Annotated in this window: 20 protein-coding genes; 7 read left to right on the top strand and 13 right to left on the bottom strand. The window is 61.1% G+C overall.

The window, feature by feature from the left end:
- Position 1 precedes the first annotated feature (1 nt).
- The 11 genes from glmM to ilvB all read right to left on the bottom strand — a co-directional run bounded on the left by glmM (position 2) and on the right by ilvB (position 11,656).
- Positions 2-1,369, bottom strand: a complete 1,368-nt coding sequence (gene glmM / locus WB650_RS17555) for a phosphoglucosamine mutase (RefSeq protein ID WP_422301839.1) — start codon at positions 1,367-1,369, stop codon at positions 2-4.
- The gene (locus WB650_RS17550; protein WP_422301840.1) at positions 1,353-2,333 is read right to left on the bottom strand and encodes a YbbR-like domain-containing protein; all 981 of its coding nucleotides are present in this window, start codon (positions 2,331-2,333) and stop codon (positions 1,353-1,355) included. The genes glmM and WB650_RS17550 overlap by 17 nt, the downstream gene beginning before the upstream one ends.
- A 30-nt stretch (positions 2,334-2,363) precedes the next feature.
- Positions 2,364-3,098, bottom strand: a complete 735-nt coding sequence (gene cdaA / locus WB650_RS17545; protein ID WP_423961385.1) for a diadenylate cyclase CdaA — start codon at positions 3,096-3,098, stop codon at positions 2,364-2,366.
- A gap of 10 nt (positions 3,099-3,108) precedes the next feature.
- Entirely contained in the window at positions 3,109-4,056 is a 948-nt protein-coding gene (folP, locus tag WB650_RS17540) for a dihydropteroate synthase (protein WP_422301844.1), read from the bottom strand.
- Between the two features lie 90 nt (positions 4,057-4,146).
- Positions 4,147-6,075, bottom strand: coding sequence for an ATP-dependent zinc metalloprotease FtsH (gene ftsH / locus WB650_RS17535; RefSeq protein WP_423961383.1), 1,929 nt, complete (start codon positions 6,073-6,075; stop codon positions 4,147-4,149).
- A 50-nt stretch (positions 6,076-6,125) separates the two neighbouring features.
- Positions 6,126-7,523, bottom strand: a complete 1,398-nt coding sequence (gene tilS / locus WB650_RS17530) for a tRNA lysidine(34) synthetase TilS (protein WP_422301848.1) — start codon at positions 7,521-7,523, stop codon at positions 6,126-6,128.
- Between the two features lie 147 nt (positions 7,524-7,670).
- Positions 7,671-8,039 carry an endonuclease domain-containing protein gene (locus WB650_RS17525; protein WP_422301850.1) on the bottom strand — a complete coding sequence of 123 codons (369 nt, stop codon included), beginning with the start codon at positions 8,037-8,039 and terminating at the stop codon, positions 7,671-7,673.
- A 211-nt stretch (positions 8,040-8,250) separates the two neighbouring features.
- Positions 8,251-8,628 (bottom strand): DUF309 domain-containing protein, encoded by a 378-nt coding sequence (locus WB650_RS17520; RefSeq protein WP_422305618.1) that lies wholly within the window; start codon positions 8,626-8,628, stop codon positions 8,251-8,253.
- Positions 8,625-9,290: an EthD domain-containing protein gene (locus WB650_RS17515; RefSeq protein WP_422305616.1), complete on the bottom strand. Its 666-nt coding sequence runs from the start codon at positions 9,288-9,290 to the stop codon at positions 8,625-8,627. Before WB650_RS17515 ends, WB650_RS17520 begins: the two co-directional genes overlap by 4 nt.
- 9 nt (positions 9,291-9,299) lie before the next feature.
- Positions 9,300-9,845, bottom strand: coding sequence for a carboxymuconolactone decarboxylase family protein (locus WB650_RS17510; protein ID WP_422305614.1), 546 nt, complete (start codon positions 9,843-9,845; stop codon positions 9,300-9,302).
- A gap of 113 nt (positions 9,846-9,958) precedes the next feature.
- A complete protein-coding gene (gene ilvB / locus WB650_RS17505; protein WP_423961379.1) occupies positions 9,959-11,656 on the bottom strand; it encodes a biosynthetic-type acetolactate synthase large subunit in 1,698 nt (565 codons plus the stop codon).
- A gap of 132 nt (positions 11,657-11,788) precedes the next feature.
- Between ilvB and WB650_RS17500 the strand changes: the two genes are divergently transcribed.
- Entirely contained in the window at positions 11,789-12,247 is a 459-nt protein-coding gene (locus WB650_RS17500; RefSeq protein WP_422305611.1) for an SRPBCC family protein, read from the top strand.
- Between the two features lie 336 nt (positions 12,248-12,583).
- On the opposite strand, the gene WB650_RS17495 is transcribed toward WB650_RS17500, so the two are convergent.
- The gene (locus WB650_RS17495; protein ID WP_422305609.1) at positions 12,584-13,030 is read right to left on the bottom strand and encodes a hypothetical protein; all 447 of its coding nucleotides are present in this window, start codon (positions 13,028-13,030) and stop codon (positions 12,584-12,586) included.
- Positions 13,031-13,172: 142 nt separating this feature from the next.
- On the opposite strand from WB650_RS17495, the gene WB650_RS17490 reads away from it, so the two are divergent.
- Complete coding sequence (locus WB650_RS17490; RefSeq protein WP_422305607.1) at positions 13,173-14,516, top strand: DUF1329 domain-containing protein; 1,344 nt, start codon at positions 13,173-13,175, stop codon at positions 14,514-14,516.
- 200 nt (positions 14,517-14,716) lie between these two features.
- Here the strand turns inward: WB650_RS17490 and WB650_RS17485 are convergent, their stop codons facing one another.
- A complete protein-coding gene (locus WB650_RS17485; RefSeq protein WP_422305605.1) occupies positions 14,717-16,369 on the bottom strand; it encodes an FHA domain-containing protein in 1,653 nt (550 codons plus the stop codon).
- A 150-nt stretch (positions 16,370-16,519) separates the two neighbouring features.
- On the opposite strand from WB650_RS17485, the gene WB650_RS17480 reads away from it, so the two are divergent.
- The 5 genes from WB650_RS17480 to WB650_RS17460 all read left to right on the top strand — a co-directional run bounded on the left by WB650_RS17480 (position 16,520) and on the right by WB650_RS17460 (position 22,333).
- Positions 16,520-18,757 (top strand): hypothetical protein, encoded by a 2,238-nt coding sequence (locus tag WB650_RS17480; RefSeq protein WP_423961377.1) that lies wholly within the window; start codon positions 16,520-16,522, stop codon positions 18,755-18,757.
- Positions 18,754-19,449 (top strand): hypothetical protein, encoded by a 696-nt coding sequence (locus WB650_RS17475; protein ID WP_422305601.1) that lies wholly within the window; start codon positions 18,754-18,756, stop codon positions 19,447-19,449. Before WB650_RS17480 ends, WB650_RS17475 begins: the two co-directional genes overlap by 4 nt.
- A gap of 155 nt (positions 19,450-19,604) precedes the next feature.
- Complete coding sequence (locus tag WB650_RS17470; protein WP_422305599.1) at positions 19,605-20,780, top strand: efflux RND transporter periplasmic adaptor subunit; 1,176 nt, start codon at positions 19,605-19,607, stop codon at positions 20,778-20,780.
- Positions 20,781-20,857: 77 nt separating this feature from the next.
- Positions 20,858-21,970 (top strand): phosphotransferase family protein, encoded by a 1,113-nt coding sequence (locus tag WB650_RS17465; RefSeq protein WP_422305597.1) that lies wholly within the window; start codon positions 20,858-20,860, stop codon positions 21,968-21,970.
- A gap of 54 nt (positions 21,971-22,024) precedes the next feature.
- On the top strand, positions 22,025-22,333 hold the full coding sequence (locus WB650_RS17460) for a hypothetical protein (RefSeq protein WP_423961374.1): 309 nt from the start codon (positions 22,025-22,027) through the stop codon (positions 22,331-22,333).
- The last annotated feature ends 147 nt before the right edge of the window (positions 22,334-22,480 follow it).

Here is a 22,480-nt window from a genome sequence, read left to right as displayed (position 1 = left end):
GTCACAGTGCGCCGGCGTACTTTTGGATAGCGGCGCCGATTTCCTGCGCCAGCGTTTTGATCTGGACGCCGTCCTCGCCTTCGACCATCACACGCGCGAGCATCTCGGTTCCGGAATATCGCACCAGCAGCCGGCCGGTGCCCGCGAGCCGCTTCTCGGCGTCGGCGATGATTCGCTGAACGTCGGGCATCTCGGCGAGCGGCATACGATTTCGCACGCGCACGTTTTCCAGCACCTGCGGCATACGACGCATTGCGCGAAGTTCGCTGAGCGTGCGGCCGCTCTCGGTCAACTGCGCGAGCACGAGCAGCGCGCTAATCAACCCGTCACCAGTGGTCGAATGATCCATGAAGATCACGTGGCCCGATTGCTCACCGCCGAGATTGTACGAGTTGAGGCGCATCTCGCGCGCAACCGCTGGGTCGCCGACCTCGGTGCGAATAAGACGTACGCCGGCGTCGCGCAGCGCCAGCTCGAGGCCTAAATTGCTCATCACGGTTCCCACGACAGCGTTGCCATGGAGCCGGCCCTCGGCAGCGAGCTTGCGGCCGAGCAGCGCCATGACGTCGTCGCCGTCGAACACTTCGCCGCGCTCGTCGATCAGCATCACGCGGTCGCCGTCACCGTCGAGCGCGATACCAACGTTACAGCGCTCGCGCAGAACGGTTTCGCGAATTGCGTCGAGATGCATCGCGCCGCAATCCAAATTGATGTTCTTGCCGTCGGGGTCAGCGCCGATCGCAATAACCTCGGCGCCCAGCTCGACCAGCGCCTCGGGACCGACCTTGTAGGCGGCGCCGTTGGCGCAATCGATAGCGACCTTGAGCCCGTCGAATGCGACCGAGCGCGGCAGGCACGATTTCAGAAATACCAGGTAACGGCCGAGCGCGTCGTCGATTCGCGTCGCCTTGCCGATATCGTCGGGACGCGCGCGATTCTTCCCGATCTCGGCTTCATCGAACACCAGCGCTTCGATTCGCCGTTCGGTTTCGTCGTCGAGCTTGAATCCCTCGCGCGAAAAAAATTTGATCCCGTTGTCCTGGAAGGGATTGTGCGAGGCCGAGATGACCACGCCGGCGTCGGCGCGCATACTACGCGTCAGGAACGCGATCGCCGGAGTCGGCAACGGTCCGACCAGCCACACGTCGACGCCCATCGAGCAGATTCCCGACTCGATCGCGGTCTCGAGCATGTAGCCCGACAGACGAGTGTCCTTGCCGATGAGAATCCTGCGATGACGTCCGGTGGTGTTGCGGAAGACGTGCGCGAGCGCGCGGCCGAGCTTCAGTGCGGTTTCTGACGTAATCGGCTCGACATTGGCGACGCCGCGAACGCCGTCGGTGCCGAACAGTTTACGAGGGGTGCTCATCGTCTGCAGTCGTCAGCCTCTCGTGATACATGCGGATTCTAACCTTGTCGGGTGACTGACGCATCAACTGCATGCCGTCGGGGACCGTCACCTGCAGTGGCACTTCGTGCGAGCCCGGCGCAAGGCCGTTGGCGTCCACGTAGGCGAGGCCCTTGGGCGCGAGGCCAGCCAGCTTTACCGCCGGCCCGCGAATCGTCAGGGTAGCCTGCTTCGGCTCGACGCGGTACTTGAAGTCGCTGTCCTTCACCTCGACATCGGAGCGAAGCTCGCGATCGGTAATCGCCTCCGTGACATTGACCCGCGCGTCGACGTGGCCGGTAGACAATCCAAGCGACGGATCGGGAGGCGTAATTTCTACCGAACGGCTGGTATTCGAGGTAAGTCCTTTCAGGTCGAACGGTTCGGTGTTGACCGACGTAAGCGGCGCCACATAGCGGCTGGGACCGACGACGGTGACATTGGGGGGCGTGATATCGACTGACGAAATCATGTAGCCGGGCGCCACCCGGTCCTCGACCGCCAGATGCACCGGCACGTCGCGGGTAACCAGGCTATCGATATCAAGCGTTAGAGAATCCGGCGAGATGCTGGTGACGGAAGTGTTTCGTCCGACGTTGAACATCGAGGGATATATTTTGAACTCGGATTGTCCGGCCGCAAGGCTGCGCATATCGATCTTGAGCGTGAGGCGTTCGGGATCCAGTAAAGAGAGCAGCGTGCGCGGGCCGGTGACCTCGATCTTCACCTGCGTCGGCGGACTATTCACGATCACCATCCCCTGCGGCAGCGACGCATAGCTGATAGGTACCGTCAGCGACTCGACCGAGCCACGCTCGCCTGCATTGACGAATATCCAGAGTCCGATCGCCAGCACCAAAGCGAGGACGCGCAGGCCGATATTGCTGCCGCGAAGCCTCCGCGAAAGGTTGGCCGCCGACAGATTTTTGAAATCGTTGAGCTTCATCGCGCAGTCCCGCCGCTCTTACTCGCGCAGCTAACCCGGCAGCTTCCTCAAGGTGGACAGAACCTCGGCCGGTTCCAGTCCGCGACTGAGAACCCCGCCGCGCGCAAGCGAGATTGTCCCGCTCTCCTCCGATACCACCAGCACTACAGCGTCGCTGTCCTCGCTGAGCCCGATAGCAGCGCGATGCCGCGTGCCCAGTGACAAACTCACGTTGGGATTTTGGGACAGCGGCAACAGGCACGCCGCCGCAAGTATTGTGTCGCCGTTTATAATTACCGCGCCATCATGCAGTGGCGAGCCGTTCATGAAAATCGTCTCGAGCAGTTCCGGCGAAACCTTGCCGTCAATGATTCTGCCACTCTCGACGAACTCGCCCAGCCCGTCGTCTTGCTCGATCACTATCAGCGCGCCGACTCGACGGGTCGAGCACCACGCCGCGGCAGTCGCGATTTCCTCCGCAGGCGTGGCAGTAGCCGCGTTGCGGCCCAGGAACGATTGCGCACCGACGCGAGTCAGCGCGCGCCGAATATCCGCCTGGAAGATTACCACCAGGATCACGAACAACGATCCAAGAAAATTGTTCAGGAGCCAGTTGAGCGTGAACAGTCCGAGCACCTGTGACGCCACGAACGCGCCACCCACGATCACCAGCCCCAGCACCATCTGCATCGTGCGCGTACCGCGAATCAGAATCGCGATCCGGTAGATCACGTACGCCACGATCAGGATGTCGAGGATGTCCTGCCATCGAGGCTGCGGTATCATGGGTATGTAGTTATGCATTGCGCCTGAACCGATGATCCCGTCCTGACATTGCGGCGGCCATTCGCACCGCGGCGACGGCCGCGCCCACATCATGCACGCGCACAATCGACGCGCCGGCCGCAATCGACAGCGCGTTGGCAGCCGCCGTCCCGAATTCCAGCGCGCGCTCACCCGCGCCGTTGGCGACTGCGCCGGCGATTCGCGCCACGAAGGTCTTGCGCGACGCTCCGACCAATACGGGATAGCCGAGAGCGCAGAGGTCGGGCAAGGCGGCCAGCAACTTCAGATTATGCTGCGCGGTCTTGGCGAAACCTAGCCCCGGATCGACGGTAATTCGCGAGCGCGCGACTCCAGCGTCGACGGCAAATCTCGCGCGCGCGTCGAGGTACTCGACGACCTCGCGCACCACGTCGCGATAGTGTGCGAACTTGATGTGATCGGCGGGACCGCCGCGCATATGCATCAGCACCACGGCGCATTTCGATCGCGCTGCCAGCGGCGCCATCTCGGGGTCGTGCGCGAGGCTCGTGATGTCGTTGATTATCGCCGCGCCCGATTCGAGCGCGACCCGGGCAACCTCGGCGCGCCGGGTATCGATCGAGATTGGCACTCGGAGGAGCTTACCCAACCGCGCGAGCACGGGAGTCACGCGCGCGAGCTCGACTTCGACTGGTATCTCAACTGCGCCGATTGGACGCGTCGACTCTCCGCCGACGTCGATCACGTCAGCGCCGGCCGCTTCCATCGCGAGCGCATGCTCGACGGCGCGGTCCGCGTCGAGATATTTCCCGCCGTCGGAGAAAGAGTCGGGCGTCACGTTGAGCACGCCCATCACCGCTGGAAACTTGATTATGCGGCCGTCGGCCAGCTTGAGATTTGCAAACGACGATCGCGGCGTCTGTTTTGATCCGCCGCGACCATTAGAAGAGGTTTTCGATTGAATCGGCGAACGTCGCATCGCACCGGCCCCCACTTCCCCCTCGCTCCCACCAGCGCGGTAAACGCGGATCGAATCGGCCGCGGCGAAGCGCTTACGCGCGCGAGACGATTAGACGAGAACCGGCTTGGGCGGCAATCCTGGCACCGGGCTTTCGTCTTCGACGCGCTTTTCCTTGCCGGTATCCGGACCGGGACGCGGCGGAAAATCGTTGCGCACTGCGGCCGGCGACGGCGGCAGCGGACGCCCTTCGCGGAACGCCGTCACCATAGCCTCGACTTCGCTGCCGTCGAGCACTTCCTTCTCGAGCAGCCGCGCCGCGATCGCATGGAGCAGCACCAGATGGTCCGACAGAAGCTGGCGCGCCTTCTGATAGGAGTCGTCGATTATCTTGCGCACCTCGCGATCTATCTCGAGGGCAGTCTGCTCCGAGTAATCTTTGTGATGAGCGATGTCGCGGCCCAGGAAGATCTGCTCCTCGCGGCGCCCGAACGTCATCGGGCCGAGCTCCTTGCTCATGCCCCATTCGCAGACCATCTTGCGCGCAAGCTCGGTCGCCTTCTCGATATCGTTGCCCGCGCCGGTCGTCATCTGGCCGAAGACCAGCTCTTCCGCCGTGCGTCCACCAAACATCACAGCGAGTCGCGTCACCAGGTAGTCGCGCGGATAGGTGTAGCGATCGTCGAGCGGCAATTGCTGCGTGACGCCGAGCGCCATGCCGCGCGGAATAATCGTAACTTTGTGGACAGGGTCCGCGCCGGGCTGCAGCATCGCGACCAGCGCATGACCGCCTTCGTGATACGCGATAATTTTGCGCTCCGAGCCCGACATCACCATCGAGCGCCGTTCCGCGCCCATCATGACTTTGTCCTTGGCCAGCTCGAAGTCTGACATCTCGACCTTGTCCTTATTGCGACGCGCCGCGAGCAATGCAGCCTCATTGACAAGGTTCTCGAGGTCGGCGCCCGCAAAACCTGGCGTCGAGCGCGCGAGCTTGCTGCCGTCGACGTCGTCAGACAGCGGCACTTTACGCGTATGAACTTTCAGAATACCCTCGCGGCCCTTCACGTCGGGGAGAGGCACTACTACGCGTCGGTCGAATCGGCCCGGCCGCAACAGCGCGGGATCGAGCACGTCGGGACGGTTCGTGGCGGCGACGAGGATTACCCCCTCGTTAGCTTCGAACCCGTCCATCTCGACCAGCAACTGGTTGAGGGTCTGTTCGCGCTCATCATGACCGCCGCCGAGACCCGCGCCTCGATGGCGTCCGACGGCGTCGATCTCGTCTATAAAGATGATGCAGGGCGCATGCTTCTTGCCCTGCACGAACAAATCGCGCACGCGCGACGCGCCCACGCCAACGAACATCTCGACAAAGTCGGAACCGGAAATCGAAAAGAACGGCACGCCCGCTTCGCCCGCGATCGCGCGCGCGAGGAGAGTCTTGCCGGTTCCCGGCGGCCCGACCAGCAGGACGCCCTTGGGGATTCGTCCGCCGAGGCGCGTGAAGCGTTTCGGGTCGCGCAAAAATTGAATTATTTCTTCGAGCTCGTCCTTGGCCTCGTCGATTCCGGCCACGTCGGCGAAGGTGACTTTGTGCGTGTTCTCCGTCAGCAATTTCGCGCGGCTCTTGCCGAACGACATCGCCTTGCCGCCGCCGATCTGCATCTGGCGCATGAAGAAAATCCACAACGCCGCGAGCACGATCACCGGGAACCACTGGACTAGCGCGACCATCCACCAAGGATCGCCCTCGGCCGGCTTGGCAGCGATTTTGACGCCCTTCTCGCGCAGCGTCTTGACCAGGTCGGGATAGGCGGGCGCGTTGACCTTAAAATGGTCCCCGCTCACCGTTTCGCCCTTGATCACATCGCCCTGGATCGTCGCCTCCTGAACCTGGCCTTTTTCAACCTGGTTGAGGAAATCCGAAAAGATTATTTCTGGTTCTTTGGGCTGCTGCCTGCTGAAGATATTGAACAGCAGCAGGAACATAAGTCCCAGCACTAGCCACAGCGCAATACTGCGTGAAAACTGGTTCATGCTGTTAAAAAAGTATCACGCACGTTGCGGGCCACGCAACGTGGTATCGACTAACCTGCGATTTCAGACGCCTTCACGCGCAGTGCGGTTTCGGTAGCTTTGCTGACCAGCGCGCAGTCGCCGCGCGCGAGCCCTGGGAGCCACGCGATCGCGTCGCCGACCATGATGACCGGGAAGCGGTCGCGCGAGACCTTGGGCAGCTTGCGATCCACGAACACGTCGTGGACCTTGCGCGTCCCCCGCATCCCGATCGGATGAATCCGGTCGCCCCGCATGAAATTGCGCGCGACTAGTCCGGCGTCGGCGATTTTCGCAGCGTCGAACATCGCGACGGACAGACTATCCGGCATCGGCGCATCCGCCGCGGCGATTGTCGAAGCCTCGAACTTGAAACCGGCAGCCTCGACGATTGTGATACCGTCCGCCACAATCGCCACCGAAAACGCGGCGTTCTCGGCCTTGTGCTCACGCACATTCACCATTCGAAGAAAATTGTACTCGCGCTCGGCGCGCCAACTGCCTGGGAGATCGATCGAGTCGCTCGGGCCTCCTTCGAAGATAAGCGCGCGAATCGCCTCGACATGCGCACGCGAAATTCTGCGCAACGACCCGATCTGCTCGGAAAGAAAGAGCCGAATCGCAACCGCCTGGACCGCCCGATTCAGCGCGCCGAAGCCCGACAGGTCGAGCGCGCCGGCGCGGACGCGCATCGCGTCCAGTTCACGCGCGGCAATCGCGGTGACGAGATCGTCGAGCGAGCGCATCTCGTCCGCGACTTCTACCAGCCGACGGCCAAGCCCAGGCGCATAGGCGCGCTCGAGCATCGGGAGCAACTCGGCCCGAATCCGGTTGCGCAAAATGTCGCGCGACGAATTCGACGAATCCTCGACGAACGGAATCGCGCGCGCATCGAGAAATTCACGAATCTCGGCGCGCGATAGCGACAACATCGGACGAATTATTTTAGCGGGCCCGCGCTCGGCCATCGCCGCCATCCCGGCCGCGCCGGCGCCGCGCATCAACCGCATCAGCACGGTCTCAGCCTGGTCATCGCGATGGTGCCCGAGCGCCACAAAATCAGCTTGAACGCGGTCGGCGATCCGCAATAGAAACTCGCGCCGAGCGTCGCGGGCCCGCTCCTCGAGGTTCGCCGCAGAACCAAGCCCGTCGGCGCGCTCGACGATCAACTCGATCGCGAGCCGCGCGCACATCGAGCGCACGAACTCTTCGTCGCGATCGGACTCATCACCGCGAATCCGATGGTTGAGATGCGCTGCGACGACGCGGAAGCTCAGGCGCTCGCGAAGGTCGAGCAGCGCGCAGGTAAGCGCGACGGAATCCGCACCGCCGGAAAGCCCGACGAGAATCGACGAGCCTCGACGCAGCCCCGCTCGCGAGAGCGCCGCCTCGATCGTGCCTACCACTTTCTTTTCAGCGTCGCGAACCATCGATGTGAGATTACTCTTACACCTCTCCCCTCGGGAGAGGTCGCGCTTCAGGCGCGGGTGAGGGCGTTCGTATCCAGCTCGATCCTGCACCCTCACCTGCCCAAGGATCTGAATATCGTCCGGCGACCGGTGAACCTTCGGTCAAATTCACTCGCCCCTCACCTCACCGATGGCCGCCAGTATCTCTGCCACCACAAATTCGGAACCACTCAAGACCTGCTCATTCCAGAACCGCAAAACCCGAAACCCCTTCTGGCTCAGGAACCGGCTCCTCGACGCATCCGCAGCTTCTTGCTCAGCATGCTGTCCGCCGTCCAACTCAACAATCAGCCGACGATCGAGGCAGCAGAAGTCCGCGATATAATTTCCTATCGGCACTTGTCGCCTGAACTTCATGCCGACCAAGGCTCGATTTCGGAGAATACTCCAGAGCTTGCGCTCAGGATCAGTCATTTCTCGCCGCATCCGGCGCGCACGATCGAGAATTATCGGATCAGTCGGCGGTTTCGTCCGCATAGGTCCAATATACCTCTACCATCGGAGAGGTCGCGCCTCAGGCACGGCTGAGGGCGCCCGCATTACCCTCGATGCCAGCGCCCTCACCCGCCCGACGATATGAATATCGTCGGGCGGCCTCTCCCAGTTTGCGGATGGCGACAAAGTCGCCATCCGCGGGAGAGGTAATTCGCGGCCTTGTTCATTTAAGTGTTGAGTCGCAGAATTTCCATCAGCTTTGATCGCTTGATCTTGGGATCCGCCGCAATCGCGGCGGATTTGGGAGTGCGCCGGCAGCGGCGCGTGTCGCTATCTCGATAAATTGGCGGAGCTCGATGCGCAGTTCGCCTACTGCCAGGCCCATGTGCTCGTGAGGAACTCGATCGAGCTTGGCTGAGGCTTTGTCGTATAGAGATCGCGCGCCTTCGAGGTTTCCGCGCTGGGCGTGCAGGATCGCGACCGCGGCCTGGATCAGTCCCTGGTAGAAGAGCTTCACGTCGCCGTCGGAACGCTTCCAGATTTCCTCCCACGCTTCGTGGCATTCGAAGAAGCGGCCCTCATTGAAGAGGTCGATCCCTTGCTCGTAGAAATCTGGGCGCGGATGCGTCACACGATTTGGTGTTCGGACGCGATTATGAATGGGAACGGCAGCGCGAGGAATTTCGGCTCGTCGAGGCGCACTGCGCGGTACTCTTCAGTGGTGCCGGAGTCCCGGACCGCGTCGAAATTGTCGAACCACAGTTCTGCTACGCCGTCGTAGCGTGGCGATGCGCCGGCGGCGTATCCCGACGGCCGCACGTGGCATTGAATGTAGCGCCGCGCTTGCGGGATCTTCGCGGCGAGCGGTCCGTGATGCGTTCGCCAGTATGCCTGGAACGCGGCGACGTCGGTGCCGGCCTTGCGCATCAGCATCGAGAACATTTTCACTGCGCCGTCGCTTGGCGTTCCATCTTTCTGGACTATCTCATCGACGATGATCGATCCCGCCTTCGACATATCGACGAACTTCGCGTCGTCGGTGTGTGCCGCTTGTCGCGGTGCTGAATCCGCGTGGGCGCGAATCACGGCTTCGTCGTCGAACCATGCTTCCGAAATACCGTCGTACAAAGGTTCGCGATTGCGGTACGCAGACGGCAGCGTGATCGACGCGACGTACTTCCGCAGTTCGGGGATGGCGCGAATTATCGCGGCGTGCTCATTCAGCCAGTAGTTGCGGAAGTCGTCGACGCTGAGTCCGGGCTTGCGCTTGAAGAAGTTGAGAGCCTTGACCATGTCGCGCCGCTATTGCTTGGTCGTGCCCGGCTCCAGCTCGACGCCGACGGGGACCAGCACGCGGACGACCATATTGTAGAAGGCGACGTTCTGCACCAGTTCCATTATCCGGCGCGTGTCGAGGAATGTCTTCAGCGCGTTCCAGGTGGCGTCGGTCACGCGGACGTTGTTGGTCGCCTCGACCGTGTAGCGAATCACGGCGCGCTCATTGTCGTTGAAGGTCGGGGATTTCTCCCAGTCTGCCAGCGCTTCGAGCTGCGCGCGTGAGACGCCGACGCGCCGCGCGAGATTCCAATGATGCACGAATTCGTACTGCGCATCGGTCAGGCGGCCGACCGTGCAGATTGCGAGCTCGCGGAGTTTTGGATCCAGCTCGGTTTTGTTGCGAAGCTCGCTGCCCATCTGGCAGAAGCGGCGCAGCAGGTTTGGAGTATGTCCGAGCGCCTTGAAAATGTTGCCGACGGTGCCGCCGCGTTCGGCGGCGAGGTTGTCGTAGATGACGCGGTCGGCTTCAGGGAGATCTTCGCGATTGAGGTAAGGTACGCGGGCCGCCATGGTGTGAACCTCCTACAGAGCAGAGCGGAATCTTGAATCGCGCGCGCGAACGCGCGCTGTATAAGGACCCTCACCTTCGATCCTCTCCCTTTCAGGGAGAGGGGAAGAAAAGGTCAGGCGAACAGCATTTCGGACATTGCGCCGCCGGGCGGAATCATCGGCATCACGGCTTCTTCCTTCGGGATCACGACGTCGATTAACACCGGGCCGGGCGTTGCGAATGCTTCTTTCATCGTCGCGACCAGGTCCTTCGCTTTTTCAATTCTGAAACCCTTCATGCCGTATGCGTCGGCCAGCTTGACAAAGTTCGGCACCGACATTGCCGAGTACGAATACCGCTCGGCGTAAAACTTCTCCTGCCACTGACGGACCATCCCGAGGAAATAGTTATTCAGAATGATCACTTTGATATCGACATTGTATTGGACCGCGGTGCCCAGCTCCTGGATGTTCATCTGGATCGAGCCGTCGCCGGACACCACCACTACTTTCTTGTCGGGCGCGGCGAAGGTCGCTCCGATGCCGGCCGGCAATCCGTAGCCCATCGTGCCCAGTCCTCCCGAGGTCAGCCACGACCGCGGATTCTCGAACGGGAACATCTGCGCCACCCACATCTGATGCTGGCCGACGTCGGTCGCGATGATGCAGTCGCCCTTCGTGAGGTTGTGCATCTCGGCGATAACGTCGAGTGGAGACACGCTCTCGCCGCGATGATTATTCTCGTAGAGCGGCTTCTCCTTCTGCCACTGGAGGATCTGCTGATGCCATTTGGTCCATTCGGCGCGGCGCTGGCCGATGCTCTCACGGCCTTTGATCTGGGTCAGCATGTCGGTGAGCACCGACTTGATATCGCCGACGATCGGAATATCGACCTTGACGTTCTTCGAAATCGACGACGGGTCGATATCGATATGGATAATCGTTTCGGCCTTCGGCGCGAATTGGGAAATCTTGCCGGTGACGCGATCGTCGAAGCGCGCGCCGACGGCGATCAGGCAATCGGTGTTGCAGACCGCGGTGTTGGTACCGTACGAACCGTGCATCCCGAGCATCCCGAGCCGAAGTGAGTCGGAGGCCGGGAACGATCCCATTCCCATCAGCGTTTCGGTGATTGGTATACCGAGTCCCCTGACCAGTTCGCGCAGCTCGGACGCGGCGCCGGACCATTGCACGCCGCCGCCGACGTAGAACAATGGCGTCGAACTTTTTTCGATCGCTTCGATCGCGCGCTCGATTTGCCGCGGATTGCCGCGAATCGTCGGCTTGTAACCGCGCAGTTCAATCTTTTCAGACGGGTGAAAAGTATGCTCGGCCTGCTGCACGTCCTTGGGCAAATCGACGACGACTGGACCGGGACGTCCGCTGCCGGCGATGTAGAAAGCTTCCTTGATGATCCGCGAGATGTCCTTGACGTTCTTGACCAGGAAATTGTGCTTGGTACAGGGACGCGTGATGCCGACGAAGTCCGCTTCCTGGAAAGCGTCGTTGCCGATCATGGTGGTGGGGACCTGACCCGACAGCACCACCATCGGGGTGGAATCCATGTAGGCGTCGGCGATTCCGGTGACGGTGTTGGTCGCGCCCGGACCAGAGGTGACGAGCACGACGCCGGGGCGTCCACTGACGCGGGCATAGCCTTCGGCCATGTGCGTCGCGCCCTGTTCGTGGCGGACGAGAACGTGCTTGATTTTTGAGTCGAGTAGCGCGTCGTAGGTCGGCAGGATGGCGCCGCCGGGATAGCCGAAGATTACGTCGACGCCTTCGGCGATCAGGCTCTCGATAACGATTTGTGCTCCTGTGAGTTTTTTCATTTCCCCGATATTTCGCTGGTTTTCCCGTGATTTGAGCCTACAAAGGTACACCACGCGCGGATAGCGGCACAACTTGCCCTTGTTGCGAGAGGGCCGGTGCTCCACCGTCGCGATTCCGGTACGCTCGCTAACGTGAAAGTCAGAACACTCGAACGCACCCAGATTGTGCGGCGGCCAGTGACCGAGACCTTCAAATTTTTCTGCGAGCCGCGAAATCTTCAGCGGCTGACGCCGGCGTTTCTGAATTTTAGATTTCTCGAGCCGCCGCCGGAAGTCATGCATCCGGGAACCGCGATCCACTACCAGATTCGACTCTACGGCGTGCCGGTGCATTGGCGGACGCGGATTGAAATCGTGGAGCCGCCAAACAAATTCGTCGATGTGCAGGAGAAAGGGCCGTATGCGCTATGGCGTCATAGCCACATCTTCAAGGATATCGGCGGCGGTGCGACGGAGATGAAAGATCGGGTCGAGTACGCGCTGCCGCTGGGGCCGTTGGGCGAGGTTGCGTATTACCTGTTCGTCGCGCGCAGCCTCGCGCAGATATTTGAGTTCCGCGAGCGCAAGCTCGAGGAGATTCTGGGGACTTAGTTGGCGGAGAATTGTGAGTGAGCCAGATAACCTAACCCCTAACCCCTTCCCGAGCGGGAAGGGGAACCGGATTTGTGGGGATGCTCCCGGCGCGTGGAGCGGGACCAGTTTTGTGGATGCGCCCGGAACCCTCACCTACTGGCCGCGATGCGGCCGGCCTCCTCTCCCGCAAAGTAGCGGGCGAGGTAATTCTCCCCGCCCCCCAAAAACCTGAGAGCGAAAGGTCGTCCTCGACATTTCGCGATTATTACTAAGGTGCAGGGGTTACCCATGCCCAAGGAAGTGTGAAACCCACGGCGGGTTTCGCATTCGATTAAGTTCTTTCGGCCGCGCCCTCTAATAATGCTGGGCGGGAGCGAAGGTGCCGCCGCCGGGCTCGGTGCCCATCACTTCGTAGGTTTGATTGTTGGGCGAGTACATCCCGCGCACCGTCAACGTCTCGCCCGGCTGCATTTTTGCGAAGGTGTCTTCGCCGAGGCCGGTGACATTGAAGTTGGGCCTATACTGGCGGACCTGCTCCCAGATGTCCGGCCAATGGATTATGCCGCGCGGGTCGTCGACGTACGCGTCGTTGAGCACGAACTTGTAGGTTTTCGGCCCGACGCCCATCGTGACCACCTGCTTGTTGCCGAAGATCTCGCCGGGTGCGGGCTTGGTGATGACCAGCGTGGTTGTCAGCGGAATCATCATCGGGTGCATCTGGGCGTCGGCACGGGTTGTAATACATACGATCGCCGAAAGTGCGATCGCGAACATGCTGATCGTGAAGATAGTTGGTTTCATGAGCGTGATCCTGGCTGCTCCTGGCTAAATCATAAAGAGCGCGCCGACGAGCGATCAAGCAGGAGCTTTTCGACACCAGCCTAACTAATGTAAGATTGCGACCGCCGCGCCGGAATCGGCGCCGCCGTGTCAGGGGAGGACTATGAGACTGTCATCGCTTCCGATTGTGGCTGGAACAGTGTTGGCGATTCTGTGCGCGTTGGCTCCTGCACAAGCCGCGGTCAAACCCGGCGACGTGATCACCAAGGACAACGCCGACAAGGTCGTCGAGCTGCTGAGCCCGGGCAATTACATATTGGTGCAGGAGGGCATGCAGCTCAGGATCGTGCCGACCGACAAGCTCGAATGGCCGCCGCCGTTCAAGACCGCGACCGAGAAATACTCGCCTCAAGTCCAGCTCAACCCCGACGGCACGTTGAAGGGTTACGTCGCCGGGCAGCCGTTTCCGCTGCTCGATCCGAACGATCCGCAGATGGCGACCAAGGTGATGTGGAATTTCAGCTTCCGGCCGCTCTACAGCGACGACATCGATATGCGCTTTCCCGAGGTTGCCAGCTTCGACAAGCACAGCACCGGCACCCCGCTGAGCTACTACACGGTCGGGCACTTTGCGTTCTACAACAATATCGGCCGGATCGAAGTGCCTCCGATACCGACCGATTCCAACGGCGCAGCCAGCGGCATTCGTTATCGCTTCGGCTTCTATCCGTTCCTGGAGCCGTCGGCATTACGCGGCTATGGGATGGTGCGGCAGCGGCATATCGATCCCAACATCGAAGACAACGTCTGGGTGTACAATCCGGAGACGCGCAAGCTGCGCCGCGAATCGGCTGACGTGCTCTCGGACAGCATTGGGGCGCTGCCGGGATTTGGCGGAGGTGGCGGCGGCGGGTATGGCGGCGGCATGGGCGGAAGCTCAGGCGGCACTGCTTACGCGAACACGCTCGACCCGGATTCGTATTTCGGGTTCTCGGCCAAGATCGAAGATTTCAACTACCGCTTCCTCGGCGAAAAGGAGATGCTCGCGTCGGTGCATGCCGAGCATTCGCCGGAGGTGCAATGCCCTTACGACGGCGGCAAGACAATTTGCCCGGAAGACTGGGAGATGCGCCATCTGTATGTGATCGAAGCGGTCTCGAAGCCGGGGCGCGATCTGACGATACCCAAGCGTATCTTCTATATCGATTCGGAAGGATGGTTCATCACGGCGTCGGATCAGTACGATCGCCAGGGCAAGCTGTGGAAGACGCTGGCGACCTTCAACACTTATCGCGACCGCCCGGTACCCGACGCCAGAGTCGCGATCTATCCGTACAAGCGGATCTTCCAGTTGGGGCTGGTGGACGACGATCTCCAGACCGGCGTGAGCTCGGTGGTTTATATGCCCGGGCCGACCGCGCCGGATCGCGAATGCTGGTATATCGACATGGGAACGGTGGACAACTCCTTCTTCGCGCCGCAAGCGCTGGAGCGAGAGGGGCACTGATCGGGTATCGACCTGGTTTGAGTCAGTGGCCCTTGTAGTGGGGCGGGCCGCCGTGCCCGCCCTCTCTTCTCCCTTCCTGGCCAGCGGCACGCCGACTACAAATGGATCCCTGAATTGTCGGTAAGCGCGAGCGCGGACGCCCGCGCGTCTACGGCGGGCACAGCGGCCCGCCCCACAGTTCCTGCCAGAAAATCCTCGGTTTACAGCTGCAGGACGAAACGGATGTCGCCCAGGCGGAGCTGGCTGCCTGAGCTCAGGAAGGTGGAGCCGCGGATTTGGCGGTCGTCGACGTAGCTGCCGTTAGTCGAGTTCAGATCCATCAGCTCGAAGCCGCCGTCGCGACGCATCAGGCGCGCGTGCTGTCGCGAGACGCTCGCATGCGGAATGACGACGTCGTTATCCTCGCCACGTCCGATCGAGATCTCGTCTTTCATCAATGAGTACTCGGCCGGGACCGAATCGATGCGATCGACGGCCACCAGCCGCGCGCCTTGCGTAATGCCAGCGCCACGCGGCGAAGTAATCGGTGACTGCGACGGCGTTGGCCGCGCGGGTGGACGCTGTGCCGTCCGCGCAGCCGGGGGTGGCGCCGCCGACGGCATCCGAAGCGAGGGCGCGCCCTGCGCCTCGACGATAGCCTTCAGTTCGTCAGCCGGCATCCCGAATCGCATTCGCGAGAGTCCGAACAAGCCGAGTATCGCGATCAGCGGCACGGCGCCATTCCACCAATTGAATGAGAGTTGCTTCAGCCCGGTGCCGGTCTCGTTTCCGCCGGTCGTGCCTTCATCTGCGGGGACGTTAATCGCAGCGCCGCCGAGCCCGCGCACCTGGTACGCAGTGTCGGCTTCGCCGTCGTTGCCGTTGTAGTCGATCTTCAGTTGGACGCTGCGATTGGTGCCGTCTTCGATTGGCCGCGGCGTTCGATAGGTCAGCGAATACTCAGTCGCAATCGAATGTCCAATCTCGCGCACCAGCGATGCGAACCGCCCTTCCTCGGTGATGATGTTGTAAGAGCGGCCGTGGGTCGCGTCGACGATTTCCTGGTACTCGGGCGCGATGAACGGGGGCGGGACCACGCCATACAGAGTGAGTCCATTTTTCTTGAGCAGGTCGGCGACCTTGGTCCCTGTCAGATCCGTCACCTGCACGCCGCGAGTGTGATGATCCCAGAACGCCTGATCGTGCGCCGTGTCGGCCGAGCCGTCGCCATCATGGTGGGGCGGCGCGTCGGTGACGATAATGATGATGCCTTCAGCCTCGGGACGGAACGGAAACTTCGCGGCGTAGGCTAGAGCGTCGAGCTGATCCTCGGGGATGTCGCCACCGCCGCCGGCATGCAGGGTGCCGACCCAGTCACTGAACTGCTTGACGTCCGAGGTGAACGAATTGCGATAGGCGCAATTGCAGTCGGGGTACGCCGAGACCACGTAGTCCTCGAAGGTTACCAGTCCGAGGCGGTAGTCGCGGCTGTTGGATTGCAGGTCCTGCGCAAAGGAGATCACGTTCTGCTTGACGGCGTCGATATAGGGCTGCATCGACTCCGTGACATCGAGCACGAAGACGATATCAACCGGACGGCCCTGGCCGACGCCGCGGAAATCAAGGATCTTGGCTTCCTTACCATCCTCGAAGACTTTCACGTTGTCGGGACGGAGGTTGCCGACTGGATTGCCGTTCTGATCGGTCAGACCGAAGTCGAGCTGAACACCGCCGTCGGCGTCGAAATGCTCGAGGCCCGGATTACCGGTGGTGATTTTCAGGCTCGCGTCAGCCGTCGGCACTCGAAAAGCGAAACCTGACAGGAGAAAGAGCGTAAACAGAAGGCGGCTGGCGTTTCGATTCGACGATTTCATCGATGGCAGTAGTAATTCTCCGGATCGGAAAGGCGATCAGTCAAGACTCCGTGATCTATTTGACGCACGCGCGAGGGAATGTATTCTTGCCTTCGCTCACTGGTTAGGTTATCCCAAACGCTGACCAAATTCTTCTGTGATGGATTCTGAGTGAAAGATTTTTTTGTGTATCGGACTGCCCTCCGCCCGACCCTGCCCTCAATTATCACGGTTTGCCTGCTGCTGGCTTTAGCCGTGCCGGCCCGGGCCGCCAAGAATGCAAGGGTCCAAATAGGGTTTGTCGGCACCCAGCCCGTGAACGGAAGTACCGGGACGCCGCTGTCGTTTCAGAACATCCTGCTCAACATTGTCGCGATCCGCATCAATTCGCATGTGGGCGCAGGGCCGAACTCGGCCGGCTGGCAGAAAATTCCAGCGCCTCCGGGGGTTGGCGGCAGTAGCTCGAACGCGGAATTGCAAATCGATCTCCTTTCTTCGCAGAACATTCCGCAGCTCTTCAACACAGCGGGCGTGCGAGTGGATAACTACAAAGTCGTCCAGCTCCAGCTCGATCAAAGCAACCCGGGCAGCTTGATTCCCACCTGCCCGGCTTCACCGCCGGCCGACGGATGTATCGTTTATCCGCTCCAGTTGAATAACCCCAACGGCATTGAGTACTCGAATCCCGGCAACACCGTGGTGCTCTCCACGAAAACGAACACGCTCGTATCGTTTGTCATGCAAGTGTCGGTAATGATCAATAAGATACCGACCGGGCCCGGCGGCGCATACACGGCAACCCTTTCGATAGCGCCCGTAACAAATCCTTCGACAGGTACTATCACCGGACAAGTGAATGTGGCGATGGGCACGGGCACAGGCACTTCGACGACGGGAAAGCTCCGCAAATTGTCGGTTACTGCCGAACCGATCGGAACCAACATTGCTACCGCAACTGCGCCGATCAACAACGGTGGCAGTAACTGTCCACCCTCCCCGGGAGGATGCTTCACCCTGACACTTCCGGCGGCCGGCCCTCCTCCGCCCTCATCAATGCCGTTTGGAACGTTATACGACCTGGCGGTCTCCGGCGGAGCGGTGACTTATGCCGCAGCGCGGCTGCCGCCGCTGGACCCGGGCGCATCTATTTCCGTGCCCACTTTCAAGGTCACTGGAAACCAGACGCTGGGGAATATCACCGGCACCGTCAGTGACGGTTGCGCCGCGGGCAAAACAATTGCCGGGGCCACGCTGGATTTGTTGATGCCGCCGAACGGCAGCACCGACACCAGCTTGTGCATGAGTCCAGCGACTGTAGATCAATGCGTTACTGTCGCCAGCGCAAATACCGACAACGCGGGCAACTTCCCGCTGCCGGGCACGGTCTCGACCCCGGCGGCGTTCGCGAACGTTCCTACCCTGGCAAAAAAGACCGACAGTTATGCGATGGAGGTAACCGCGCCGGGCTACGACCCCTTATTCGTCCAGGCGATTCCGGGATCGGGCAGCAACAAGAAGGGCGGCGGCACCTGCAGCGTCAACGGCGGCGTGTTCGGGACCTGCAACCTCTTGATGCAGACCGGATACATCACGGGATCGATTCCGATAATACCGCCGAATCCCGGGCAAACCACATTGGTCCAGGTGTTCGCCGAGGATCACAACACCAACAATATCGAAAGCGCGCTGCCGATGCCGAAGATGATTGGCAGCAACCCGAACAACACCGACGTGACATTTACCTTGAACGTTCCGCCCTCGATTCCGGTTGGCTTCTTCGATTTGTTCGCATCGACGATCGATTTTTATCAAGGCGTCGTCGATCCCTATCAGGGGCATAGTATTGTAGCGATAAGCCACGTCCCGGCTCCCGCGGCGTGCGCTACAGTGACGGCGCCCACGCCCACTGACCCGACCCAGGTGATCACATGCGTAGGTCACGGCAGTATTACCGGGACCGTCTCGAACCCTAATCTCGGTTCGTCTGTGGTCCTGGAAAAAATCGATCCGGATCCGCCGCCAATGGACGATACCGACGAAGTACAGATAACGAATTCCCTCGTCCAGAATCAGCCGCCGAATCCAAATGCCAGCAGTAACTATGGGTTCTGCGCCCCTGCGGACACTTACCAGGTCCAGGAGTTTCAACTCCCATCACCCACGCAGAGCGAGACGCCGATTGCGGCGGCTTCACCCAGCCCGGTTCCGGACAGCTTCGCAACTGTCGTCATTCCGCCGCCGCCGACCGCAGGCGGACCCAGCCCGACTCCGACGCCGGCGATCAAATGCCCGACCAACTGCTCGTACCCTGGTGGCGGATGCCCCGGCATCTGTAACAACGTAGTCCAGGGGCTGCCGCCAAGTCCGACGATAATAATGGAGACGCCGGCGGCGAGGCCGACACTATGAAAAAGAGGGCAAAGCTGGCGATGCGGAACTTCGCGCGAATGTTAGGGACGGGCGCGCTCGGTGCGATACTCGCCGTTTCGATCGCTGCGTGCAACAACCAAACCGGATTTTCCGGCAGCGTCGGCAGTACTCCCAACGGTCCGAAGCTGCCTTCGTATCAAATCCTTGGCACAGTCGGGACGCCGTTTACCGCGACCATATCGGATGACCGCTCGTTCTGGACCCTGCAGGGAAACGTCCCGCTCAGCATCGCGATCTGCAACCCGCCTACGGCGGCGGCGCAACTGGTCGTTACCAAGACCAGTTCCGACGACAGCCTGTTGAGCGCCGAGATAATAACCGCAAATCACGTCAAGGATCTTCAATCGACGACGGCGCCTTTCGGAACCGTACAAGTGCAGATCGGTACGCTGACCTCGGCTCCGTCGGCTGCGGATCCTGATCTCCGAATATTCCTCAGCGGTCCGTTGAGCCTGAAATACCAGGCGCTGGTCGAGGACATCGACACCGGATTCATCGTCCAGGCGCGCGCGCCGACGCTGATAGTCTTCGATACGCCCAACGGCAAGGTGGACGCCACGTTCTTCGGACCCAACAATCACACCACTTTCACCGCTAACATGACGCTCAACGGAGAGGTGGTAGTACCGACCACGAGCGGCGGTCCCAACCTGACGATTCGCCAGCCATGACCGGCGCGCTGTGTTGAGTCAGCTATGCGATTCGCGCCGCTGAGCTCTTTGAGCCCGATATGTTTGACAGCCTCCCGCATTCGTCATACTTAGCCTCTGTAGCAGTGAGCTATTCGATAAACGCATCTGAGTCTCCCCGCCTCTGAAATCATTCTATGAACTCGCAGCTCGTGCGCCGGGTAGTTTTAGTTGTCGTGCTGATTGCAATCGCCGTCGCGGCGATTCCCGCTTATCGCTACTACCGCGTGCTTGAAAGTCACGTGAGCACGGACGACGCCTACGTTGATGGCACCGTGGCGCTGGTGTCGTCGCGCGTGGCAGGAACCGTCACCAACGTTTACGTCGAGGACAACTGGACGGTTAAGGAAGGGCAGTTGCTGTTGACGCTCGATCCGCGCGACCTGGAGGTCAAGGTCGAGCAGGCCGAGGCTCAGCTCGAGCGCGCAAAGCAATCGGTCGACGAGATGTACGCAGGAGTGCAGGCGGCCAGGTCCGGTGTGTCATTGGTACAGTCGCAGCTCAAGCAGGCGAAGATCGATTTCGATCGCGCCAAATCGTTGAAGGAACAAGGCGTCGTCTCGACCGAACAATACGATCAGGCCGACACCGGATTGCGCATCGCGCAGGCCGACGAAGCGCTGGCGGAGCATCAGCTGACCCAGGCCCAGGCGGCGCTCGGAACTCAAACCGACGACCAGTCGCGCTACGAGCGTCCGGTCGTCAAGCAGGCCGAGGCTGCTCTCGAAGCCGCCAAGCTCGATCTCAGCTATACCAAGATCACCGCGCCGTTCACCGGCGTCATCACTCACAAAACCGCCCACGTCGGCAATCGCGTGCAGGTCGGAGAGCCTCTGCTGGCGGTCGTGCCACTCGGCAAGCTGTACGTCACGGCGAATTTCAAGGAGACCCAGCTAACCGACGTGCGGGTCGGGCAGAAGGCCGAAATCGTCGCCGACATCTATCCCAGCTTTACCTATCAGGGACACGTCGATTCGATCAGCATGGGCACCGGCGCGGCCTTTTCGCTACTGCCGCCTGAAAACGCCACCGGCAACTGGGTCAAAGTCGTGCAGCGCGTGCCGGTCAAGATTGTAATCGACGGACCACGTCCCGAGGACAAGCCCCTGCGACTGGGACTGTCGGTTGAAGTGTCAATCGACCTGAGCGATCGCAGCGGACCGTTGCTGTCCTCGATGGTGCAGCAGCACTACCAGAAAGACGGCCAGACGCTGCCCAACGAGTCCCTCGAGATGGCGCCGGAGTCTCAGCCGTCCTCAGAGCCTCCGCCCAACACCGGAACGCAGCAACATTTCATGAACCCCCTGCACTAGCCGCGCGCCGCTGCGCACCTGACACGCGTGTCAGGTCAATTGCGCCCGATTTCCGCGTGTACTACTCTGCGGTTCGCGTGGAATCTCCGCCCGCGTTTGTCCAGATGCTCGACCCTCGCGACATTGCACAGCGTCTATCCAGCTACCTCGGCGCGCCGGTTGCGCGCCTGAGCGTGCTTGCCAGCGGATGGGAAACCACGGTCTTCGAATTCACGCTGGAAGCCGCGTCGCAACGGTTCGTGGCAATCCCGGTCGGCGTACCGATGGTTTTGCGCTTCTATCAAGGCTCAGCCGCCGATGCCAAAGGTAATCGCGAACACACCACCATCGATCGCCTGTTCGGAGCGGGCTACCCAGTGCCGCGTCCGTACGCATTCGAGGCCGACCATGGCGCGCTCGGCGCACCGTTCCTCATTATGCAGAAGCTTGCGGGCGGCCAGCTGTTCGCGGTGCGCAGCTTTCCGAATGCCTTCAAGACGTTCTCGATGGCATTTTTTTCGTTCGTCCGCACACAATCGAAACTCCACAAACTTGATCCAGCCAACCCAGGCCTGCGTGAGATTCCGCACGCGTATGCGCCCGTCGGCAACGCGACTGCTGACTCGCCGCTGCTCGATCGAGTGCTCGCGATCATCGCCAATCGGGTCGAAAACGGCCCGCTGCCTGGCCTCCGCGAGGCCCTCAATCTCGTCACGGAGCGCGCACCCAAATTCCGCCGCAGCCCGGATTCTTTTGTGCATATGGACTACCACCCGCTCAACGTGATGGTACAAGGCGTGCGCGTGACCGGCGTGATCGACTGGGTGAATACAGACGTCGGCGATCGCCATCTCGACGCTGCGATGACGGCGGTGATTCTGTCGTCGTCGGCGCTCGAGAACCCGCGATGGATGCGCGACAACCTTGTCGGCAACGGGCTTCGCGCGAGCTTCGCGGCGCTCTACATGCCGCTCTACCATGCGATCGCGCCGATGGACTTCGAGCGCTTCCGCTACTGCCAGGCGGTCGCGGCGCTGCTGCGGCTCTCGATGATGGGGATGATGCGCGCGCGCGGTCCCGAAGTGGTGGGCTTCCGCCGCGAGGCGATCGACGAAGTCACGCCCGCGGTCGTGCGCCTGCTGAGCCGCTACGCAACCCGCAAGAGCGGCGCGTCGGTCCGCCTCGATGCCCCCGCGCCGCAACCGGCGTGAATCGCGCTCGCGCAGCTATCGCATCCGGGCAAAAAAATCTGTAACTCAATGGGCATGCGAAAGTGCTATGCGACCTCGTTGGTGTTGATCTCCTGGTTCCTGTTGATGCCGCCGCCGGTTTTTCCGCCGGTGAAGAGCGCGTCGGGCGATTACAAGATGAATACCACGGCGCCGATTTCCCAATGGCTTAAATTCAAAACGCTCAAGTCCGAGCAGGCCTGCAAGGCGCAATTAAAAAAGGTGCAGCCCTACTTCAAATGCGTCGCGAGCGACAACCCCGCGCTCGTGCAGCACGCCCCAGCCCCGGCCAGCGCCCCGAGCATCTCGACAATCTCCGGCGCCGCCGGCGCTCACATGCAATAAGCGCGTTTTCTGTTCTTCCCCTCTCCCGCGGGGAGAGGATTTAAGGTGAGGGACCTTATTCAGCGCGCATTTTTCGCGCGCAATTCACAATTCTGCTTTTGCTCCGAAAGCATGTGGACCTGACGCCAAATTGGTCCTGGCAAGGAG

It is taken from the genome of Binatus sp. (SeqCode), assembly GCF_049584895.1.
GTDB lineage: Bacteria > Desulfobacterota > Binatia > Binatales > Binataceae > Binatus.
Note: the sequence above shows the minus strand (reverse complement) of the source record. Positions and strands in the feature narration are given on the sequence as shown.